13 protein-coding genes are annotated in these 19,259 nt (G+C 72.4%); 9 read left to right on the top strand and 4 right to left on the bottom strand.

All coding sequences use genetic code 11. The annotated features are described in order from the left end of the window. The first annotated feature begins 348 nt into the window (after positions 1–348). The 6 genes from ABZ865_RS34240 to ABZ865_RS34265 all read left to right on the top strand — a co-directional run bounded on the left by ABZ865_RS34240 (position 349) and on the right by ABZ865_RS34265 (position 12,310). Positions 349–1,497 carry a CaiB/BaiF CoA-transferase family protein gene (locus tag ABZ865_RS34240; protein ID WP_361239174.1) on the top strand — a complete coding sequence of 383 codons (1,149 nt, stop codon included), beginning with the start codon at positions 349–351 and terminating at the stop codon, positions 1,495–1,497. A 4-nt stretch (positions 1,498–1,501) separates the two neighbouring features. Then, the gene (locus ABZ865_RS34245; protein ID WP_361239176.1) at positions 1,502–2,527 is read left to right on the top strand and encodes an LLM class F420-dependent oxidoreductase; all 1,026 of its coding nucleotides are present in this window, start codon (positions 1,502–1,504) and stop codon (positions 2,525–2,527) included. 145 nt (positions 2,528–2,672) lie between these two features. Then, entirely contained in the window at positions 2,673–3,881 is a 1,209-nt protein-coding gene (locus ABZ865_RS34250) for an acetyl-CoA C-acetyltransferase (protein WP_361239178.1), read from the top strand. 59 nt (positions 3,882–3,940) lie between these two features. After that, on the top strand, positions 3,941–6,118 hold the full coding sequence (locus tag ABZ865_RS34255; RefSeq protein ID WP_361239180.1) for a 3-hydroxyacyl-CoA dehydrogenase NAD-binding domain-containing protein: 2,178 nt from the start codon (positions 3,941–3,943) through the stop codon (positions 6,116–6,118). A 316-nt stretch (positions 6,119–6,434) separates the two neighbouring features. Continuing rightward, positions 6,435–9,194, top strand: a complete 2,760-nt coding sequence (locus ABZ865_RS34260; protein WP_361239182.1) for a LuxR C-terminal-related transcriptional regulator — start codon at positions 6,435–6,437, stop codon at positions 9,192–9,194. 311 nt (positions 9,195–9,505) lie between these two features. After that, positions 9,506–12,310 (top strand): AAA family ATPase, encoded by a 2,805-nt coding sequence (locus ABZ865_RS34265; RefSeq protein ID WP_361239184.1) that lies wholly within the window; start codon positions 9,506–9,508, stop codon positions 12,308–12,310. A gap of 112 nt (positions 12,311–12,422) precedes the next feature. Here the strand turns inward: ABZ865_RS34265 and ABZ865_RS34270 are convergent, their stop codons facing one another. Further along, a complete protein-coding gene (locus tag ABZ865_RS34270; RefSeq protein ID WP_361239186.1) occupies positions 12,423–12,935 on the bottom strand; it encodes an ATP-binding protein in 513 nt (170 codons plus the stop codon). Between the two features lie 222 nt (positions 12,936–13,157). Between ABZ865_RS34270 and ABZ865_RS34275 the strand changes: the two genes are divergently transcribed. Then, complete coding sequence (locus ABZ865_RS34275; protein ID WP_361239188.1) at positions 13,158–16,016, top strand: AAA family ATPase; 2,859 nt, start codon at positions 13,158–13,160, stop codon at positions 16,014–16,016. A 34-nt stretch (positions 16,017–16,050) separates the two neighbouring features. Beyond that, a complete protein-coding gene (locus ABZ865_RS34280) occupies positions 16,051–17,529 on the top strand; it encodes an APC family permease (protein WP_361239190.1) in 1,479 nt (492 codons plus the stop codon). Positions 17,530–17,612: 83 nt separating this feature from the next. Here the strand turns inward: ABZ865_RS34280 and ABZ865_RS34285 are convergent, their stop codons facing one another. After that, positions 17,613–18,077, bottom strand: coding sequence for a GNAT family N-acetyltransferase (locus ABZ865_RS34285; RefSeq protein WP_361239192.1), 465 nt, complete (start codon positions 18,075–18,077; stop codon positions 17,613–17,615). Here ABZ865_RS34285 and ABZ865_RS34290 point away from each other — a divergent pair. Then, complete coding sequence (locus ABZ865_RS34290) at positions 18,060–18,332, top strand: hypothetical protein (protein ID WP_361239194.1); 273 nt, start codon at positions 18,060–18,062, stop codon at positions 18,330–18,332. The genes ABZ865_RS34285 and ABZ865_RS34290 overlap by 18 nt on opposite strands. A 42-nt stretch (positions 18,333–18,374) precedes the next feature. Here the strand turns inward: ABZ865_RS34290 and ABZ865_RS34295 are convergent, their stop codons facing one another. Together ABZ865_RS34295 and ABZ865_RS34300 are read right to left on the bottom strand one after the other, a co-directional pair. Next, a complete protein-coding gene (locus ABZ865_RS34295; protein WP_361239196.1) occupies positions 18,375–18,908 on the bottom strand; it encodes a DUF6193 family natural product biosynthesis protein in 534 nt (177 codons plus the stop codon). Then, a complete protein-coding gene (locus ABZ865_RS34300) occupies positions 18,905–19,099 on the bottom strand; it encodes a hypothetical protein (protein WP_361239344.1) in 195 nt (64 codons plus the stop codon). The genes ABZ865_RS34295 and ABZ865_RS34300 overlap by 4 nt, the downstream gene beginning before the upstream one ends. Positions 19,100–19,259 lie beyond the last annotated feature (160 nt).

Here is a 19,259-nt window from a genome sequence, read left to right on the forward strand (position 1 = left end):
AGCCCGCCGAGCGGGCTGTCTCCCACCGCAGGGGCGCCCAAGGCGCACCCGCCCGCGCGGAACGTCGCGTACCTCGACGAGTCTCGGGGCCGCACCGCGCTCATACACGATCGACCTCTCTCCCTCTCACCTCAGCCTGCGTCGGCGCGGCCGGGGCGCGCCCTGGTTCCAGGGCTCGCCCGGCGGATGCCGTGTCCGCCGACCGTGGCCGGAACCGGGGCACTCCTGCCTTCTTCGGTCCCCGGTCAGGCCAGGCCAGGCCGGGGTGCGGGTCAGGGGCGGTCGTGTGATCCCGACGCGCCCGTGAGCGGGCGTCACCTACTGATGCGCTGTGCGAGGAGGCGAACCATGGGGCCGCTGACCGGTTTGAAAGTGGTCGAGATAGGAGCTCAGGGTCCGGGCCCCTTCTGCGCGACGGTCCTGGCGGACTTGGGCGCCGAAGTGGTGCGCGTGGACCGGCCCGCCGAAGTGGGTGTGCCGTTCGACGACCACCTGCTGCGCCGCAGCCGCACCTCGGTGGCGGTCGATCTGAAGGATCCTCAGGGCGCCGACGTGGTGCTGCGGTTGGTCGAAGATGCCGATGTCCTGATCGAGGGCTTCCGTCCGGGAGTGATGGAACGCCTGGGTCTTGGGCCCGAGGTGTGCCAGGAGCGCAATCCGGGCCTGGTCTACGGCCGGATGACCGGCTGGGGGCAGGACGGCCCGCTGGCCCAGGTGGCCGGCCATGACATCAACTACACGGCGATCACCGGCGCACTGGCGGCGATCGGCCGCCCCGGTGCGGGACCCGCGATCCCGCTCAATCTGATCTCGGACTTCGGCGGCGGAGGCATGCTCCTGGCCGTCGGCATCCTCGCGGCCCTGCACGCGCGCGGCACGACCGGCCTCGGCCAGGTCGTGGACGCCGCGATGGTCGACGGCGCCGCCACCTTGACGGGCATCTTCTACGGGCTGCGCGAGAAGGGGCTGTGGACGGACGTGCCCGGCACCAACTGGCTCGACGGCGGCACCCACTTCTACGACACCTACGAGACCGCCGACGGCCGTCATGTCTCCTTCGGCGCCGTCGAGCCACAGTTCCAGCAGGCGCTGTACGAGACCCTGGGTCTGGATCCGGCGGACTTCGCGGACCCGGGCGACCGCACGCTGTGGCCGCAGCGCAAGAAGCGGATCGCCGAGGTGGTACGCACGCGCACCCGCCAGGAGTGGGTGGAGGCGTTCGAAGGCGTCGATGCCTGCTTCGCTCCGGTGCTCACCCTCGAAGAGGCCCCCAGGCACCCGCACTACGTCGCGCGCGGCAGCTTCGTCGAGCTCGACGGCGTGACCCAGCCCGCGCCCTCCCCCCGTTTCGACCGTACCCCGTGCCCGGCGCCCACCCGCGCCGCCCGGCCCGGCGAGCACACCCGGCAGATCCTGGCCGGCGCCGGCTTCCCGGCCGGACGGATCGAGCAGTTGCTCGACGCCGGAGTGGTCGCCGCCGCCACCGAGGGGGCGTGACGCCGTGGAGATCAGTACGACCCTCAAGTACGCCGGTGATGCGGTGGCCGCCGCCGAGGAGGCGGCCGCCCTGGAGCAGGCCGGCGTGGATGTGGCGTGGGTGTCGGAGCTGTACGGCTTCGACGCGCCGACGATCATGGGGTTTCTCGCCGCCCGCACCGAACGGATCCGGATCGGCTCGGCCATCCTGCCGATCTACTCGCGCACCCCCGCGCTGCTGGCCCAGACCGCGGCCGGTCTGGACGCGGTCTCGGGCGGGCGCGCCATCCTCGGCCTGGGCGCGTCGGGCCCGCAGGTCGTCGAGGGCTGGCACGGTGTGCCGTACGACAAGCCGATCCAGCGCACCCGGGAGATCGTCGAGATCGTCCGCCGGGTGTGGCGGCGGGAGGCGGTGACCAACGACGGCCTGTATCCCCTGCCGCTGCCACCGGGGGCCGGGACGGGCCTGGGCAAGCCGCTGAAGCTGATCAACCGCCCCGTACGGGAGCGGATCCCGGTCTTCCTCGCGGCCCTGGGCGAGCGGAACGTCGAGCTGGTCGCGGAGATCGCCGAGGGCTGGCTGCCGTTCCTCTTCCTGCCCGAGAAGGCCCGTACGGTCTGGGGCGAGGCCCTGGACCGCGGGGGCGCCAAGCGTGACGCGGCGCTGGGGCCGCTGCAGACGGTGGCCGGCGGGCTGCTGGCCATCGGCGACGACACCGACGAACTGCTCGACCTGGCACGCCCGTTCGCCGCTCTCTACATCGGCGGCATGGGAGCCAAGGGCCGCAACTTCTACAACAACGTGGTGCGCCGCTACGGCTACGAGGCCGAAGCCGAGCAGATCCAGGAGCTGTACCTGTCGGGCCGCAAACAGGAGGCGGAGGCCGCGGTGCCCCGCGAACTGCTGCGCCTGACCAACCTCGTGGGACCGGAGGGCTTCGTCCGCGAACGCCTCGCGGCGTTCGCCGAGGCAGGCGTGACCATGCTCAACGTCGCTCCCACGGGCCCCGATCCGCTGGGCACCCTGCGCAGGCTGCGCGCACTGCTGTGACCGACACCCCTCGGTGACCGAAGCCCTTCGGCACCACCGCCGTGCCTCCAGGGGCACCGCCATACGCACCGCCCTTCACCCCCCGCACCTCCCTCCATCCCGCACCGCCCTTCATCCCCGCACCACCCGGAGCAAAGGACCAGCTGTGACCACCGAAGCATTCATCTACGAGGCGATCCGCACCCCGCGCGGCCGCGGCAAGAACACCGGCTCGCTGCACGGCACCAAGCCCATCTCGCTGCTGACCGGCCTGATCGGCGAGCTGCTCAGGCGCCACCCCGAGCTGGACCCGGCCCGGATCAACGACATCATCCTCGGGGCGGTCATGCCCGTGGGTGACCAGGGCGGCAACATCGCCAAGACCGCGGCGCTCGCAGCCGGGCTGCCGGACGACGTCTGCGGCCTGCAGATCAACCGCTACTGCTCGTCCGGTCTGGAGGCGGTCAACACCGCCGCCGCCCGGGTCCGTTCCGGCTGGGACCAGCTGATCATCGCCGGCGGTGTGGAGTCGATGTCACGGGTGCCGATGGGTGCCGACGGCGGGCCGTGGGTGTTCGACCCCGACACCGCCATGCGCGGCCAGTTCGTCCCGCAGGGCGTCGGAGCCGACCTGATCGCCACCCTCGAGGGCTTCAGCCGCGAGGACGTGGACACCTATGCGCTGCTGTCGCAAGAGCGGGCCGCGGCCGCCTGGGCGGGCGGGTACTTCGCCAAGTCCGTGGTGCCGGTGGTGGACCGCAGCGGTGTGCCGGTGCTGGACCACGACGAGCACATCCGGCCCGGGACCACGCTGGAGGGCCTGGCCAAGCTGCCGGCTTCCTTCACCCAGTTCGGTGAGCTGTTCGACGACATCGTGCGGCAGAAGTACCACTGGGTCGAGAAGATCGACCACGTCCACACCGCCGGCAACTCCTCCGGCATCGTCGACGGCGCCGCGATGGTCCTCATCGGCAGCGAGCAGGCCGGCACCGACCTCGGGCTGACCCCGCGGGCCCGGATCGTGGCCGCCACCATCGTCGGCAGCGAGCCGGTCATCATGCTCACCGGTCCCACCCCTGCCGCCCGCCGGGTCCTGGACATGGCCGGGCTCACCGTCGACGACATCGACATCTTCGAGCTGAACGAGGCCTTCGCCTCGGTGGTGCTGAAGTTCGTCAAGGACCTCGACCTGCCGATCGAGAAGGTCAACGTCAACGGCGGCGCCATCGCGATGGGCCACCCCATGGGCGCCACCGGCGCCATGCTCGTCGGCACCGTGGTCGACGAGCTCGAGCGCCGCGACGCCCGCCGTGCCCTGGTGACGCTGTGCGTCGGCGGCGGCATGGGCATCGCCACCATCATCGAGCGGCTGTGACCGGCCCCTCCCTCCCGGCCAACCCCCCGAGCGCACCGACCCGGAACAGGACACCTCTCATGACCGACACCAACATGATCCGCTGGGAGCAGGACACCGACGGCGTCGTCCTCCTGACGATCGACAACCCCGAAGGCCCCGTCAATCTGCTCAGCCCCCTCTTCGAGCGCTCGCTGGCGGCGACCGTGGACCGGCTGGAGGCCGAGCGCGACGACATCACCGGCGTCGTCATCACCTCCGCGAAGAAGAGCTTCTTCGCCGGCGCCGACCTGTCCTTCCTGGGGCAGACCGCCCCGGAGCGAGCGGGAGAGTTCGCCGCGGGCGCCGACCAGTCCAAGGCGCTGCTGCGCCGGCTGGAGACGCTCGGCCGGCCGGTGGTCGCCGCGATCAACGGATCCGCGATCGGCGGCGGCCTGGAGATCGCGCTGGCCTGTCACCACCGCATCGCCCTCGACGTCGGCCACAGCCGGATCGGCCTGCCCGAGGTCACCCTCGGACTGCTGCCCGGCGCCGGCGGCCTGACCCGTACCGTGCGGATGCTCGGCCTGCACAAGGCCCTGACCGAGGTCGTGCTGACGGGCCGGCTGTTCACCCCGGCCAAGGCCCTCGCCAAGGGCCTGGTCGACGAGCTGGCCGACAGCCCCGAGCAGCTGCCGGCGCTGGCCAGGCGTTGGATCGCCGAGCACCCCGAGGCCGCCCAGCCCTGGGACACCAAGGGCTACCGCATCCCCGGCGGCCACTCCGCCTCGCAGTCCACCAACGCCTTCCAGTCCTCGGTCGTGATGCCGATCGCCGCCACCTTGCGCAAGCAGGGCCGCGGCACCCCGATGATCGCCCCGCACCGCATCGTCGCCGCGGCGGTCGAGGGCACCCAGGTCGACATCGACACCGCCCTGAAGATCGAAACGCGCTACCTGGCCGAGCTGGCCTGCGGCCAGGTCTCCTCCAACATGATCAAGGCGTTCCACTTCGACACCCAGTACATCGCCAAGGGCGGCAGCCGGCCCGACGGCTTCCCGAGGCACCAGGCGAAGAAGGCCGTCGTGCTCGGTGCCGGGATGATGGGCGCGGGCATCGCCCACGTGTGCGCCACGGCCGGCATCGAAGTCGTCCTGAAGGACGTCAGCGTCGAGGCCGCCGAACGCGGCAAGGCCTACTCCGACAAGATCCTCACCAAGGCCGTCGCCGCCGGGAAGTGCACCGAAGCCGAGCGCGAGCGGGTGCTGGCGCGGATCGTCACCACCGACCGGGCCGAGGACGCCGCCGGCGCCGACCTGGTCATCGAGGCGGTCTTCGAGAACACCGAGCTGAAGAAGAAGGTCTTCGCCGAGATCGAGCCGCACCTGGCCCCCGGCGCGGTGCTGGGCTCCAACACCTCCACCCTGCCCATCACCGGCCTGGCCGAGGGCGTACAGCGGCAGGAGGACTTCATCGGGCTGCACTTCTTCTCCCCCGTCGACAAGATGGCCCTGCTGGAGATCATCGTCGGTGAGCGGACCAGCGACGAGACCCTGGCCAAGGCCTTCGACATCGCCCAGCAGATCGGCAAGACCCCGATCGTGGTCGGCGACAGCCGCGGCTTCTTCACCAGCCGCGTCATCGGCACCTTCCTCACCGAGGCCATCGAGATGCTGACCGAGGGCGCCCACCCGGCCTCGATCGAGCAGGCCGGCCTGCAGGCGGGCTACCCCACCGCCCCGCTCGCCCTCAACGACGAGCTGAACCTCAAGCTCGCCCAGAAGGTCCGCGGCGAGACCAAGGCCGCCTGGATCGCCGAGGGCCGCCCGCTGGTGCACATGGCCGCCTTCGACGCCGTCGACCGCATGGTCGACGAGTTCGGCCGCCCGGGCCGGCTGGAGGGCGCCGGCTTCTACGAGTACGCCGACGGCAGGCGCGTGGGGCTGTGGCCGGGTCTGGAGGAGGCATTCCACACCACCGATGCCGACATCCCGTTCGCCGACATGGTCGAGCGGATGCTCTTCATCGAGGCCATCGAGTCCGTCAAGTGCCTTGACGAGAAAGTGCTGCGCTCGGTCCCGGATGCCAACGTCGGGTCCATCATCGGCATCGGCTTCCCCGCCTGGACCGGCGGCGTCCTGCAGTACATCAACCAGTACGAGGGCGGCCCGGCCGGTTTCGTCGCCCGGGCCCGCCGGCTCGCCGAGCGGTACGGCGACCGCTTCACCCCGCCCGCCTCCCTCGTCGCTCTGGCCGAGAGCGGCGAGACCTACCAGTAACCACGACCGCCCCGGCGAGACCGCGTCGGAGTCCCGGGCCCGGAGATCGAACGGGCCCGGGACTCCGACGCACCGTGCCGGCCCCGTGCCCAGCGGTCGGATCAGGCAGTGCGGTTACGGGCGATGGAGGGAGGGACGGTGTGTGCGACGGCGGTCCGTGGGTGAGGCAGTGCGTGGGAGGGGCCCTGCGTGGGGCTGCGGATAGGATGAGAGCACGGCTGCCGATCTTGGGACTTCATTTCTTCGGCCGTCTGTGGCCGGTACGGCAGCCCCCCTGGCGGGGTTTTTCCGGTGACGGAGGCGACTGATCATCCACATGCACGGCGAGTTGCACGGCCGCGCCGCGGAACGCGCCGCGATCGACCGGCTTCTTCAGGAGGCGACCTCCTCCCGCAGCGGGTTGTTGCTGCTCGAGGGCGAGCCCGGCGCGGGCAAGAGCGCCCTGCTGCACTACGCCCGGCAGCAGGCCGGCGCGCTGGGCGTGCCGGTGGTGCAGGCGCTGGGTGCGCAGGCCGAGTCGGAGCTGGCGTTCGCCGGTCTCCACCAGCTGCTGCACCCGCTGCTGAGCCACCTGCCGGCGCTGCCCGAGGCGCAGGCCGCGGCGGTGTCGGCGGCGCTGCGGCTCGGCCCGGGGCACGCCGAGGACCGTTTCCTGGTGTCGGTGGGTGTGCTGACCCTGCTGACCGAAGCGGCGGCGGGCCGCGGGCTGCTGTGCCTGGTCGACGATGCGCAGTGGGTGGACCAGCCGTCGTTGGACGCCCTGGGGTTCGTCGCGCGGCGCCTGCAGGCGGAAGGGATCGTACTGCTCATGGCGCGGCGCGATCGCGGGCCGGAGCCGACGGGCGAGGTGTGGCCCCGTCTGGTCGTGGAGGGTCTGGACGAGGAAGCGGCGGGGGCGCTGCTGGCCGAGCGGTCCGGAACGGCGGTCGATCCTGGTGTGGTGCGTGAGCTCGTGGGGCGAACCCGCGGCAATCCGCTGGCCCTTGGCGAGTTCGGCGCGGAGCTGACGGCCGATCAGCTGCAGGGGCGCGAGATGCTGCCTGCCGCGCTTCCGCTGGGCGCGGGCGTGGAGCGGGCCTTCTTGGAGCAGGTGCGCCGGCTTCCGGCGCAGACGCAGACCGCGTTGCTGGTGGCCGCCGCGGAGGAGGTCGGGGACCTTGCCGTGGTGACGGCGGCGGCCGCACGGCTGGGCCTCGATCCGTCCTGCCTGGATCCGGCGGAGGCGTGCGCTCTGGTGTCGGTCACCGGGGAGAGAATCTCCTTCCGTCATCCGGTGGTGCGTACGGCCGTGTACAGCGGGGCGGGTTCCGGCCGGCGCCGCGAGGTGCACCGGGCGCTCGCCGCGGTCCTCGATCCCGAGGCCCGTGACGGCCGCCGGGCATGGCACCTGGCCGCGGCCACGGTGGAGCCCGACGAGGCGGTCGCAGCCGAGCTGCAGACGGCCGCCGAGCATGCGCGGGCCCGCGGGGGCCACGCCTCGGCGTCCGCCCTGCTGGACCGGGCGGCGCGGCTCACCCCCGAGACGGAACGGCGTACGCGGCGGCTGATCGCGGCGGCGCGGGCCACCTGGCAGGCCGGACGGACCGTGCGGACGACTGAACTCATCGACGAGGCGCAGGCGCTGGCGTCGCGGCCCGCCGATCTCGGGGCGCTGCTGCGTCTGCGCGGTGCCGTCGAGCTGGGCAGCGGGGTCCTCACGGACGCGTTCTCGACTCTGATGCGCGCGGCGGCGCTGCTGGAGCAGGAGGCGCCCGTCGCGGCGGCGAGGTGTCTGGTGCAGGCCGCGCAGACGGCGTCCTACGTCGGCAGCCTGGATCGGTTCGCCGAGATCGGGGGCGCGGTGGGCCGGCTGCCCGGGGAGCCCGCGGAGGTGGAGTGCACGCGCCTGCTGCTGCAGGGCATCGCGGCCGTGGTGGCCGGAAACCCGGTGCGGGGCCGGGAGTTGCTGGCCGGTGGGATCGACCGGGCGCGGCGGCTGGGCGATGTCCGGCTGGAGGTGTGGGCCGGGGTGGGCTGCCTGTATCTGGGGCAGGCCGCGCAGGCCATCGCCCTGTTCCACCGAGCGGCCGACGTCGCCCGTGCCTCGGGACACCTGGGTGCGCTGCCCGGTCATCTGGACTTCATCACCTCCCAGGAGCTGCTCAGCGGGCATCTCGCCCATGCATTGGCCCTGAGCGACGAGGCGTTGCGGCTGGCACAGGAGACCGGGCAGGAGAACCTGGCCGCGGTCCATCTGGCGCGGATGGCGATGCTTCACGCGCTGCGCGGGCAGGAGGAGCAGTGCCGCGCGGCTGCCGGCGCCGCGCTGCGGACCGCGCTGGCGCGGCGGATCGGTCTCGCGGCGGCGACCGCACGGCACGCTCTGGCGATGCTGGCCATGGCACGCGGCGAGTACGCCGAGGCGTTGCGGCTGCTGGACCTGCTCGTCGCTCCGGAACCGGGGTCCGGGCATCCGATGATCACGCTGTTCTCGCTGCCGGACCGGATCGAGGCCGCCGTCCGGGCGGGCGTGCCGGACACGGCTCGTGCCTCGCTCGAGCTCCTGGAGTCCTGGCAGGTGGGCGCGGAGCGGGGCGAGGCGAGGGCCCTGCTGGCGCGTTCGCGGGCGCTGCTCGCCGAGGACGACGAGCAGACGATCGTATGTCTGCAGGAGGCGGTGGGCTTGCACGACGGCAGTGTCCCGCTGGAACGGGCGCGCACCGAGCTGTACTTGGGTGAGACGTTGCGGCGGATGCGCAGGCGGGTGGACGCCCGCCGGGCTCTGCGGTCGGCGGCCGAGGTCTTCGAGCAGGTGGGCGCCGAGCCGTGGGCAGAGCGTGCGCGGCGGGAGCTGCGGGCGACCGGGGAGAGCGCGCGACGGGGCAAGGCGGCCGCGGGCGAGCAACTGACGCCGCAGGAACTGCGGATCGCGCGGATGGCGGCGGAGGGCAGTTCCAACAAGGAGATCGCCGCGCAGCTGTTCCTCAGTCCGCGCACGGTCGAGTACCACCTGTACAAGATCTTCCCGAGGCTGGGCGTGGCGTCGCGGACCGAACTGGCGCGCCTGCATTACGAGAACCCGGCCCTGTTCGACTGACCCGGTCCCGGTGTGATGCGCGCCGCTGGCCGGCGGTACGGGCGCGGGTAGGGTGACCTGCGCGAAGCGTTAACGTGCGGGTCTCCCCCACTGTCGGGAGACAGCCACTGCGCGGCATGGTGACCGGAACCGCTTCGTCCGGTCGGGCCGGGTTCGGGTCCGACGGCCCGGCGTTCGTCCGTGCCGGCGCAGGTGTCGCCGTCGCATGGGGCGAGGCGGGCGGAGTCGTACGGGTGCGGCGGGCACAGGAAGCGAGGTCGGCCTTGGCGCAAGCACCAGCACCGGATGCCGGCGGTCAGGCGCCCGGGCGCGTGGGTCCCTGGTCGGGGGCGGGCACCGCCGGCGAGCCGGAGGAGATCTTCGCCGGCCGTGCCCGGGAACTGGGCGAGCTGCTGGAGGCGATCGAGTGGGCTGCCGTCGGCGGTACCGGTGCCATCGTGCTGCGTGGCGAGCCGGGGTCCGGCAAGTCCCGGCTTCTGGGCCAGGCTCTGGACGCGCTGCGGGCGCGGGGCCGGCATGTGCTCAGTGTCGGGGCCGACCCGCTGGGCGCCTCGATTCCCTACGGCGCCCTCACCGGCGCCCTGTGCACCGGCCGGCGGAGCTTGCCCAGCCGGCTGACGGCGGAACTGCTCGCCGCCCTCGATCTGGTGCCCCAAGAGGGCCACCAGGGCGTGCACACGGCTGCCGCGCGGCTGTTCTCGATCCTGCGCGAGGACGCGCCCACCGTCGTGTGCCTGGACGATCTGCGGTTCGTCGACGAGGACACCATCGTGCTCGTCGGCCAGCTGATGCGGCGCCGTGGGCGGCACCCGTTGGTGATCACCGGCGCGCTGCGCCGGCTGGACCCGCCGCCCGCCGACGCGCTGTGCGTGCTGCTGGAGCGGCTGGGCCGAGACCGGCAGCTGCGGATGCTCGACCTGGAGCCGATGAGCGGTGAGGACATCGCCGCCCTCCTGGCCGCCGCACTGCCGCACCCCGCCTCTCCCGATCTCACGGAGCTGGTCCACCGGCACAGCGGCGGCAACGCCCATCTGGCCCTGCAGACCGTGCGCGGCCTCGCCGAGGGCGGTCGGCTGGTGCTGGACGCGGCAGAGTACCGGGCGGCGGGCAGCGAGGTGCCGCTGAGCGCGGACCGGCGCCTGGAGCTGCTGCGGCGCATGCTCGCGACCGACCCGCAGGTCATCCGGGTCGCCCAGGCCGCCGCCTTGCTGGGATCCATGCCGATCGCACGGATCGCCCTCGTCGCCGAGCTGGCCGGTCAGCCGCTGCATGCGACCGAGGCGGCCTTCGACCGGCTCGTCCACGAGGGCGTCCTGCGCCGCAGCGGCCACGACGGCTACGACTTCGCGCACCCGGTGGTCCGGGACGCGCTGTATCACCAGATCGGGCCGGCGGAACGCCGGCGCGGGCACCGGACGGCGGCCGCGTGGCTGATGGCGCTGCCCGCCTCGCCGGCGCTGGACGCCGAGATCGCGGTCCATGTCCGTGAGACGGCCGAGTTCGGCGACGAAGGCGCCATCGCGGTGCTGTCCAGGGAGGCGTCGAGGGCGTTCGCGGTCGCTCCCCGGGCGGCGATCCCCTGGTACCACCGTGCGCTGGCGCTCACCCCGCCGGAGCACTCGCTGCGCCACCAGCTGACGACCCGGCTGACCAGAGCCCTGTTCGTCGACGGCCGGCTGCGCGAGGCCATGGACGCGGGCGGCTCGCCCGCGCGGGAGCCGCTGCCGGGCGGCGCGAAGGACATGCTGACAGCGCTGGTGGTCGGAGCGCTGATGGAGAACGCGGAGTTCAGGCCCGCGCTCGCGCTCCTCGACAAGGAACGCGCCGCCGGAGCGGACAGCCTCTTCATCGCCGCGCAGGCCGCGCACCTGTACACACTGGAGGGACGGCCGGCCGAGGCCGAGGCGGCCGCGGCGGAGGCGGAGGCCAGGCTCGGTCAGGCGAGTCGCGGCGAACAGATCGACGCCCTGGCGTATCTGGCGCACATGCGGTGCGTGGCGGGGGCCTACGGTGCGCTGCCGCCGCTGGTGGCGCGGCTGAAGGAAGCAGCCGCCGGCGCGGACCGGCCCGGGTCGCGGCTGCACGCGCTGAGCACCTTGAGCTTCCTGTTCGCCATGCAGGGCGACACCCGGGCGTGCATGCAGTCGCTGGATGAGGCTCACGGCCTGCTGGCGGTCTGCGGGTGGAACCTGTTCAGGGCTCCGCTGGTCCTGGCGCGGGCGCAGACCGCCGCCCACACGGGTCAGTGGCAGGCGGCCCTGTCGGAGATCGACTCGGCCGCCGAGGACCTGCTTGAGTCCGGTTCGCTGTCCTACGTGGCCATGCTGCGCGGTATCCAGGCCTCGATCCACGCCCATCGGGGCGAGTGGAGCACGGGGCGGCGCGCGGCCGAGGCGGCGGCGAGCGACCATCGCACTCTGGCGGCGGTGGCGGTCGGCGCGCACGCCGAACTGGACTTCATGCGGGGCGATCTGGATGCGGCGCGGCGGCGGCTGCGCACCTATGCGTCGCAGCCGGCTCTTCCGGCCCATGTGCGTGCCCGGATGCTGGTCCGCCTCGCCGACGTCGAGGCGGAAGCCGCGGCGCCGGAAGCGGTCGCGCGGCTGCTCGAGGAGGCCGCGGACAGCGGGATGGACGCCTTCGACCATCCCGGGTTCGCCGACGCCCGCCTTGCCCACGGACGCGCCACGGGCGACGTCGACGCCCTGCGGGAGGCGGCCGGCATCGCCGAGCGGCACAGCCTGGCGCTGCTGCGCGGCAAGGCCCACCTGTATCTGGGCTCGGCCGACGTCGATGCCGAGCGCAATCTGCACCAGGCGGTCGAGGTCTTCCACGCGCTGGGCGCCGTGCCGTGGAGGCGACGCGCGGGGGCGGAGCTGCGGCGGCGGAATCTGAAGGTGCCCCGGCACCGGGCGGAGCCGACGACACTGCTGACGGCCACGGAGACGCAGATCGCCCGCCTGGTCCAGCTGGGGCAGGGTAACCGGCAGATCGCGCTCGCGCTGTCGCTCAGCATCAAGACCGTCGAGCGCTACCTCAGCCGTATCTACGTCAAGACCGGCCGCAGCGGCCGGCTGGAGCTGGCGCGGGCGCTGGACCAGGGGCTCTTGGACTGAACACGGGCGGTCGGCGCCCGGGGGCCCGCTCGGCGGTGCGGCACGGCCGGCGCGCGCGGTCCCATGGCAGTGTCCGCACGGCGCGCCCCGGCCCGCGCGGTCCGGGGCGGTGTCAGGACGGCGCGGTCGCCCGGCGGCCGGCCGGAGCCGGTGCGGCGGGCTCATCGGCGGTGGTGTCGGCGATGTGGACCACGACGGCGGTGCCGGTGTGCGCGGGAGCCGCGGTGACGACGAGCGTGTCGGTGATGGCGTCGGCCAGCGTGAGGTCGTGTCCGTCGATGTATGCCGCGGGCTCGGGCGAGGTCGGGGGGCGGCTCGCGTCGCTGACCGCGACGGCGATGTGTCCCTGGCGGCGGGCGAGCTCGAGCATCAGCGGCGGGGCGCCGTGACGCACGGCGCCGGCGACGAGTTCCTCGACGGCCAGCACGGTCAGCGCGCAGGTGGTGTCGTCGACGTTCCAGAGTGCGAGCGTTCGGTGGACCAGGCGCCCGGCGGCAGGTGCGGACAGCGGGCCGGGCTGGACCGACCAGGCGCAGGCGGGGCCGAGTACTCCTCCGATCGGCGGCAGGGGCCATACGGCGTCCTCGTCCTTGGGAGTCCGAGGAGACGGGGTCGTGGCGCTCATGGCCGTACCTTCCACAGCGGGGGACTTTCCGGATGTCGTCTCCTACGACATCGCGCGGCCGGTAATCGGACATCGGGGGCCGCCCCCAACACCCCTCCCCAAGGTTTTCGGCAGCACCCCTCCCCAACGTTTTCTGCGGCCTTCCGCCCACCGTGCCGGGACGCTCCTCGCGCCCGGCCGAGGTTGCTGGCACGAGGTGGGGACACCGGGCATGCTGTGACCATGGATGGTCCGCCCATGCTGCTGAACCGGCAGGTGGAACAGGCTGCGTTGGCCACGGCCGTCGAGGCGGCGGACGGCGGCGAGGGCGGTTTCTTCGCGATCGAGGCGCCCGCGGGCATGGGGAAGACGGCCCTGCTGGCGTACACCCGTGACCGGGCGCGGTCGGGGGGCCTGCGGGTACTGTCCGCGAGGGGTACGGACCTCGAGCGGGAGTTCTCCTTCGGCGTGGTCCGTCAGCTGTTCTCCCCTGTGCTGGCCGCGGACCCGGCGTCGCAGGAGGTGCTGCTGTCCGGGGCTGCGGGGGCGGCCGCTGTGGCGCTGGGCGAGCCGGTGGCGGCGGATGTGACGCTGCCGGGTGAGTTCGCGATCCTCCACGGCCTGTACTGGCTGACCGCCAACCTGTGCCGGCAGCAGCCGCTGGCGTTGCTGGTGGACGACCTGCACTGGGCGGACGCGCCGTCGCTGCGGTTCCTGGCCCATCTGCAGCCGCGGCTGGAGGAGCTGCCGCTGCTGGTGGTGGTGTGCCTGCGGCCGGACGAGCCGGACGCCGCGGCGGACCTGCTGGGCCACATCACCGCCGACCAGACGTGCACCCTGCTGCATCCGTGCGCCCTGGGCGCGGAGACGGTCGCCGAGATCGTACGGTGCGCTCTGGGGCCCGAGGTGGATCCGGCGTTCGCGGACGCCTGCCGGGTCGCCAGCGACGGCAACCCGCTGCTGCTCCATGAAGGGCTCCGCGCGCTGGCCGAGGCCCGCGTCGCCCCGACGGCGGCCAATGTGCCGCGGATCGAGGAGGTCGGCGGGAAGGCCCTGTCGCGGAGGGTGGCGGCCGGCATCGGGCGGCTCGCGCCGGAGCACGTGGCAGTCGCCCGGGCGGTCGCGCTGCTGGGCGAGGACAGTGATCTGTCGCAGGTGGCCGTGATCGCGGGCGTGCAACCGCAGGAGGCGTTCGCGGCGGCCGCCCGGCTCACGCAACTCGATCTGACGGGCATGACGGACAACGCCTCGGGACCCCGGGTGCGGTTCACCCATCCACTGGTGCGTGCGGCGGTCTACCAGGACATCGATCTGCTCTCCCGCGCCGACGCGCACCGGCGGATCGCACAGGTGCTGTACGAGCAGGGCGCCGACTCGGAGCGGTCGGCGGCCCATCTGCTGCGCACCCCCGCCGTGGGTGAGCCGTGGGCGTCCGAGGTCCTCGTGGAGGCAGCATCGCTGGCGGCGGACCGGGGATCCCCGGACGGGGCGGTCACCTACCTCAGGCGGCTGCTGGAGGAACCGCTTCAGGCGCCCGAGCGGCAGCAGACGCTGCTGCGGCTGGGTGACATGGCCTTGCGCACCGAGTCGCCGGAGCCGGTGGGATATCTGCGCGCCGCGCTGGCCGAGGCCGCGGATCCAGAGGCCAGAGCAAGGATCGCCGCCGTGCTGACACTGCTGCTGTCCTGGCAGGAACGCAACGACGAGGCGCTGGCGGTCTACGAGGCGGCGAGCGGCGACCGCGCCGGGCAGGATCCGGAGCTGTGGCGCGTGCTGGACACGGGGCTGCTGGACATGGCCCTGGACGATCCCGTGGCGTACGGGATCGCCCGTGGGCGCATGCCCGAGCTGGCCGCGGCTGCTCCTTCCGGCACGATCGGCGGCCGCATGCTGGACTGCCTCATAGCGCTGCACGAAGCGTTCGCCGGCGTCGACGCCAAGGCGGTGGCCGACCGGGCCCGCCGTGGACTCGGCGGCGGCGAGATGGTCTACGGCGGGGAGTTCGACCTGCCGAGCGCGAGCCGGATCTCGGCGTTCGCCTGCGGGGTGTTCGCGCTGGCGGCCGCCGAGGGCGACGATGTCCTGCCGCTGTTGGAACGGAGCCTGGACCAGGCCCGGAAGTACGGCGCGGTCAGCGACGCGCTGGCCGGCCACACCTACCGAGGGCTGGTGTGGCTGTGGCGGGGCGCCCTGGGCGAGGCACTGGCCGACGCCCGCGCCGCGCTGCGCCTGATCGAGCAGACGCACTACCTGGTGGACCTGCCCTATGCGCTGGCGGTGGCTGTGGCCGCCTTGGTCGAGCAGGGAGACGTGGACGAGGCCGCGCGGATGCTGCACGGCGTCGACCTCGCCCGGCCGCGGCGCAGCGGGCACTGGTTCCTGCTGCAGGAGTCGTACGGGCGGCTGCTGCTGGCGCAGGGCCGCCCGCAGGAGGCACTCGAGGCCATGCGGGCGGCGGGTGAGCGGTTCGCCCGGACGTCCGGGCGCAATCCCGCCCTGTGTGCGTGGCGTTCCGGGGCGGCTCGGTGCCTGCACGAGCTGGGCCGTGCGGACGAGGCCCGTGCCCTGGTGGAGGAGGAGCTCGCGCTGGCCCGTCAGTGGGGGGCGGCCCGACCGCTGGGCCATGCGCTGCGCATCGCCGCGACGGTCGACGGCGGCGAGAGCCGACTCGGCCTTCTCGACGAGGCGGCCCGCGTGCTGGAGGACTCCCCCGCCCGGCTGGAGCTCGCCCATGCCCTGGTGCAGTTGGGCGCCGCCACCCGCCGCGCCGACCAGCCGGCCCGGGCACGCGGCATCCTCAGCCGGGGCCTGGAAGCGGCCTACCAGTGCGGCGCGACGCCGCTGGCCGACATGGCCCGCAGCGAGCTGCACGCCGCCGGTGCCCGGCCCCGGCGGACCGCGGTCTCCGGGCCGGAGGCGCTGACTCCCAGTGAACGGCGGGTGGCCGACCTGGCCGCGACGGGGTTGAGCAACCGCGACATCGCCCAGCAGCTGTTCATCACCGTCAAGACCGTCGAGGTCCACCTCGCCAGCACCTACCGCAAGCTGGACATCGCCGGCCGCCGCCAGCTGGCCGACGCGCTGCAGGGCGAGCACGGCTGAGATGAAACGGCGCCACGCACCGCACGACCCCGGCATGGAAGCGGCGTCGGACGCGGCACGGCTGCACGAACTGGGCTACGAGCAACGGCTGCGGCGCACGCTGGGGCTGGTCGACAACGTGGTGGTGGGTATCGCCACGATCTCTCCGGTGGTCGGTCTGTACTCGGTGCTCCAGGTGGGGACATCGGTGCTGGGGCCGGCCTGGGTGTGGGGCCTGCCGGTGAGCCTGGCCGGGCAGTGCCTGCTGCTGACGGTGTACACGCGACTGGCCGGGCGGTTCCCGCTGGCGGGCCAGCCCTATCAGTGGACGAGGCGGCTGGTGGGGCCGGTGTATGCGTGGTTCACCGGATGGCTGGCGGTGTGCGCGTACACCGTCTCCAACACCACGATCGCCTATCTGGCGGCGCCGTGGATGCTGGCCCTGGCCGGGTGGGCGCCTACGCCGGAAACGACGGTGGCGGTGGCCGCACTGTTCGTCGTGGTCTGCGCGGTCGCGAATCTGCGGGGTATCGGGATGCTGCGGTGGCTGCTGAACTGCGGGGTGGCGGCGGAGCTCGTAGCCGTGCTGGGGGTCGGTCTGGCGCTCCTTCTGGTCTTCCGCAGGCAGGACTTCTCCTTGCTGGGCGAGACCTTGAGTGCGCGGGGGGCCGAAGGCGGCTTCACGGTCGGCGCGTTCCTGGCGGTGCTGGCGGTGGCCGGTTGGGTGTTCATCGGGTTCGACGCGTGTGTCGCGGTGGCCGAGGAGACACACGGTGCGTCGCGGAACGTGCCCCGCGCCCTGTGGTGGGCGCTGCTGAGCGTGGGCACTTTGGTGATCATGAACGCGATCGCGGTGTCGCTGGCACATCCCCGACCCGCACGGGTCGTGACCGGCCGTGACCGCGACCCGGTCGGCACCGCCGTGGTCTCCGCGTTCGGGTCCTGGTCGGCCAAGCCGTTCTCGGCCGTTGTCCTGATCGCGTTCTTCGCCTGCGGTCTCGCGGCCCAGGGCCTGACCGCCCGCACCCTGTACTCGATGGCCCGCGACGATGTGCTGCCCGCCTCGCGGCTGTTGCGGCTCACCAACTCCCGGCAGGCTCCCGGTGGGGCGATCGCCGCGGTCGCCGCCGTCAGCTGCGCCGGTCTCCTGCTGGGGCTGAGAGCCGCCGCGATCGGCAGCCTGATCACCTTCGGAAGTGCGGTGATCTACCTGGTGTTCCTCCTGATCGCCTCCGCCCATCTGCGGGCTCAGCTGCGTGCCGGCCCGGGCGGCGGACGGGTGCCCGTCGCGCGGCGGGTGGTGGTGGTCACGGTGCTCGCCGTGGCCTGGCTGGCGTTCGAGTTCGTCAACATCGCCTGGCCGCGGGCGATTCTGGCCGCACCCGGGGCGCCCTGGTATCAGGTGTGGGCGGCCCCGCTGGTCACCGTGCTCGCAGTGGGCACGGGGGCGCTGTATCTGGCAGCGGCCCGGCCGCAGGACAAAGTCCGCGCGCTCAGCGCGCACCATGGGTCGGACCCGGGTTCCGCGCCCTGAGCCCCCTCAGGACGCGGCGCCGCACTGAAGCATGGAGCGCAGGACGGCCTCGGCGTGGGTCCTGTCGTTGAGCAGTGGACAGTTCACCGTGCCTCCAACAGCTCGGTCGGAGACTCGAACCCGGATCGGCGGTAGAGCGGAACACTGCGTTCGGACGGCCAGACGATCAATACGTCCATGCCGCTGACCTGCGCATGCCTCCTCAGAGCTGCAAGAAGGGCTGCTCCGAACCCTCGATGGCGGTGTTCAGGCACCACGTAGAAGTTCGTGACATAGCCGATCGGGGTGTTGTCCTCGTAAGGCTCCGGCATCCTCTCCACCAGGTGGAGGAAGACGTGCCCGCAGATCTCGCCGTCGCTTTCGGCGACCCAGGCCAGCCAGCGTCTGCTCGCGAGCCGCTCCCGGATCCAGTCCTCAGCGTGGCTCACGGGCCGCACCGGCTCGGAGTGGTCTCCTTCATGGTCCTCATGCTTGAATGCCCAGCGCAGACCGGCTAGTACCGGAGCATCAGCCGCGTCGGCCTCGCGGACATGAACGTCGCTGATCATCAGGCAAGTCTGGCGCACCCCCCTGTTGTCGCGCTCCCGGATTTCTGGGTCCAGCACCCACCAGCGTGCCGGTCGGCCATGCATGATCAGGCCGGTGCCGGCCAGGCGACAGAGGCTGCTTCCTTGATCGGCAACGGCGCAGACAAGATCATCGGTGGCCCGAAGAAGTACCTGATGGGGCACTTCAACGCCATGCGCGAGTTCTACCGTGGTGCATCCCAACGGCAGCTTCTCATCGTGCTCTGGTGGGACTGACACGGACGGGGTGCTGATATCGGCGGGCGTGGTCACACACCGTCACACGTGCTCGTCCGCGGAGGCGGTAATGACGGGTTCGGGGCCGGTGGGCAGGAGTTCAAGCACGAGGGCCACAGCCTCTTCGGCGGTCTCGACTTCGCCGATCACGGTGAAGGGACTGCGTCGGCGAATCTTGAACCGCCCGTTGTGCAGGGGCTCGATCGATCCGGCCTGCACAGTCCAGGGGTAGCTGGTGGAGCTGCTGAAGAGCAGGGCGAAGTGGCTGGTGAACGGACACAGCCGCCGGAGTCGCGGTTGAGCGGCGGCAGTCTCGAGCAGCGGAACGATGCGCGGATATGGGCGGCCGGGCGAACGGATCTGGTGCACTGCATGCTTCCACTGCCAACTGAGTCGTAGGGCCTGCCAATGGGCCTCGACAACCTCAGCCGGCCCGCGACTGCGTGCTGCCGCCATGTCCGGCAGAACTGGTCTCGGAGGCAGGCGCGACTGTTGATCGCCGGTCTCGTCATTCACGTCCACAGTCATAGTGTCGCGGGCGTTGCCTGAAACCGATGCTCTGATAACGAAGATCATGGCCGGGTGAGAATGCGTATCCGGAGGAGTCGGAGCGAGTCTCGGCCGTACATGGCCCACTTGAGCGTCTTCACCCGGTTCACGTGTCCCTCGACGACCCCGAAGCTCCAGGGCAGGGGCAGACCGGCAGTCACTGCGTCCAGGTCCTGGCGCAGGAAGCCGGTGTGCCCCAGGCGGGCGGGTGGTGCCACGACGATCGTCGTCGAGACCGTCGTGGCCGTTCCTTTCCAGGACGAACGACTCGTGCCGGTCTCGCACTCTGCCAGGAATCCGGGAGTACAGAAATGAGCACCGGCTACTCGCGGCAGGCGCCGTGGAATCCACGTCGGTGCACACACCACCCGAGTAGTC

Source organism: Streptomyces sp. NPDC047085, assembly GCF_040643735.1.
GTDB lineage: Bacteria > Actinomycetota > Actinomycetes > Streptomycetales > Streptomycetaceae > Streptomyces.

Bases quoted from the DNA above. Each gene is read 5' to 3' on its own strand.
- ABZ865_RS34240 (WP_361239174.1), top strand. From the start codon at position 349: ATGGGGCCGCTGACCGGTTTGAAAGTGGTCGAGATAGGAGCTCAGGGT.
- ABZ865_RS34280 (WP_361239190.1), top strand. From the start codon at position 16,051: ATGGAAGCGGCGTCGGACGCGGCACGGCTGCACGAACTGGGCTACGAG.
- ABZ865_RS34255 (WP_361239180.1), top strand. From the start codon at position 3,941: ATGACCGACACCAACATGATCCGCTGGGAGCAGGACACCGACGGCGTC.
- ABZ865_RS34270 (WP_361239186.1), bottom strand. From the start codon at position 12,935: ATGAGCGCCACGACCCCGTCTCCTCGGACTCCCAAGGACGAGGACGCC.
- ABZ865_RS34260 (WP_361239182.1), top strand. From the start codon at position 6,435: ATGCACGGCGAGTTGCACGGCCGCGCCGCGGAACGCGCCGCGATCGAC.
- ABZ865_RS34275 (WP_361239188.1), top strand. From the start codon at position 13,158: ATGGATGGTCCGCCCATGCTGCTGAACCGGCAGGTGGAACAGGCTGCG.
- ABZ865_RS34285 (WP_361239192.1), bottom strand. From the start codon at position 18,077: ATGATCAGCGACGTTCATGTCCGCGAGGCCGACGCGGCTGATGCTCCG.
- ABZ865_RS34295 (WP_361239196.1), bottom strand. From the start codon at position 18,908: ATGATCTTCGTTATCAGAGCATCGGTTTCAGGCAACGCCCGCGACACT.
- ABZ865_RS34290 (WP_361239194.1), top strand. From the start codon at position 18,060: ATGAACGTCGCTGATCATCAGGCAAGTCTGGCGCACCCCCCTGTTGTC.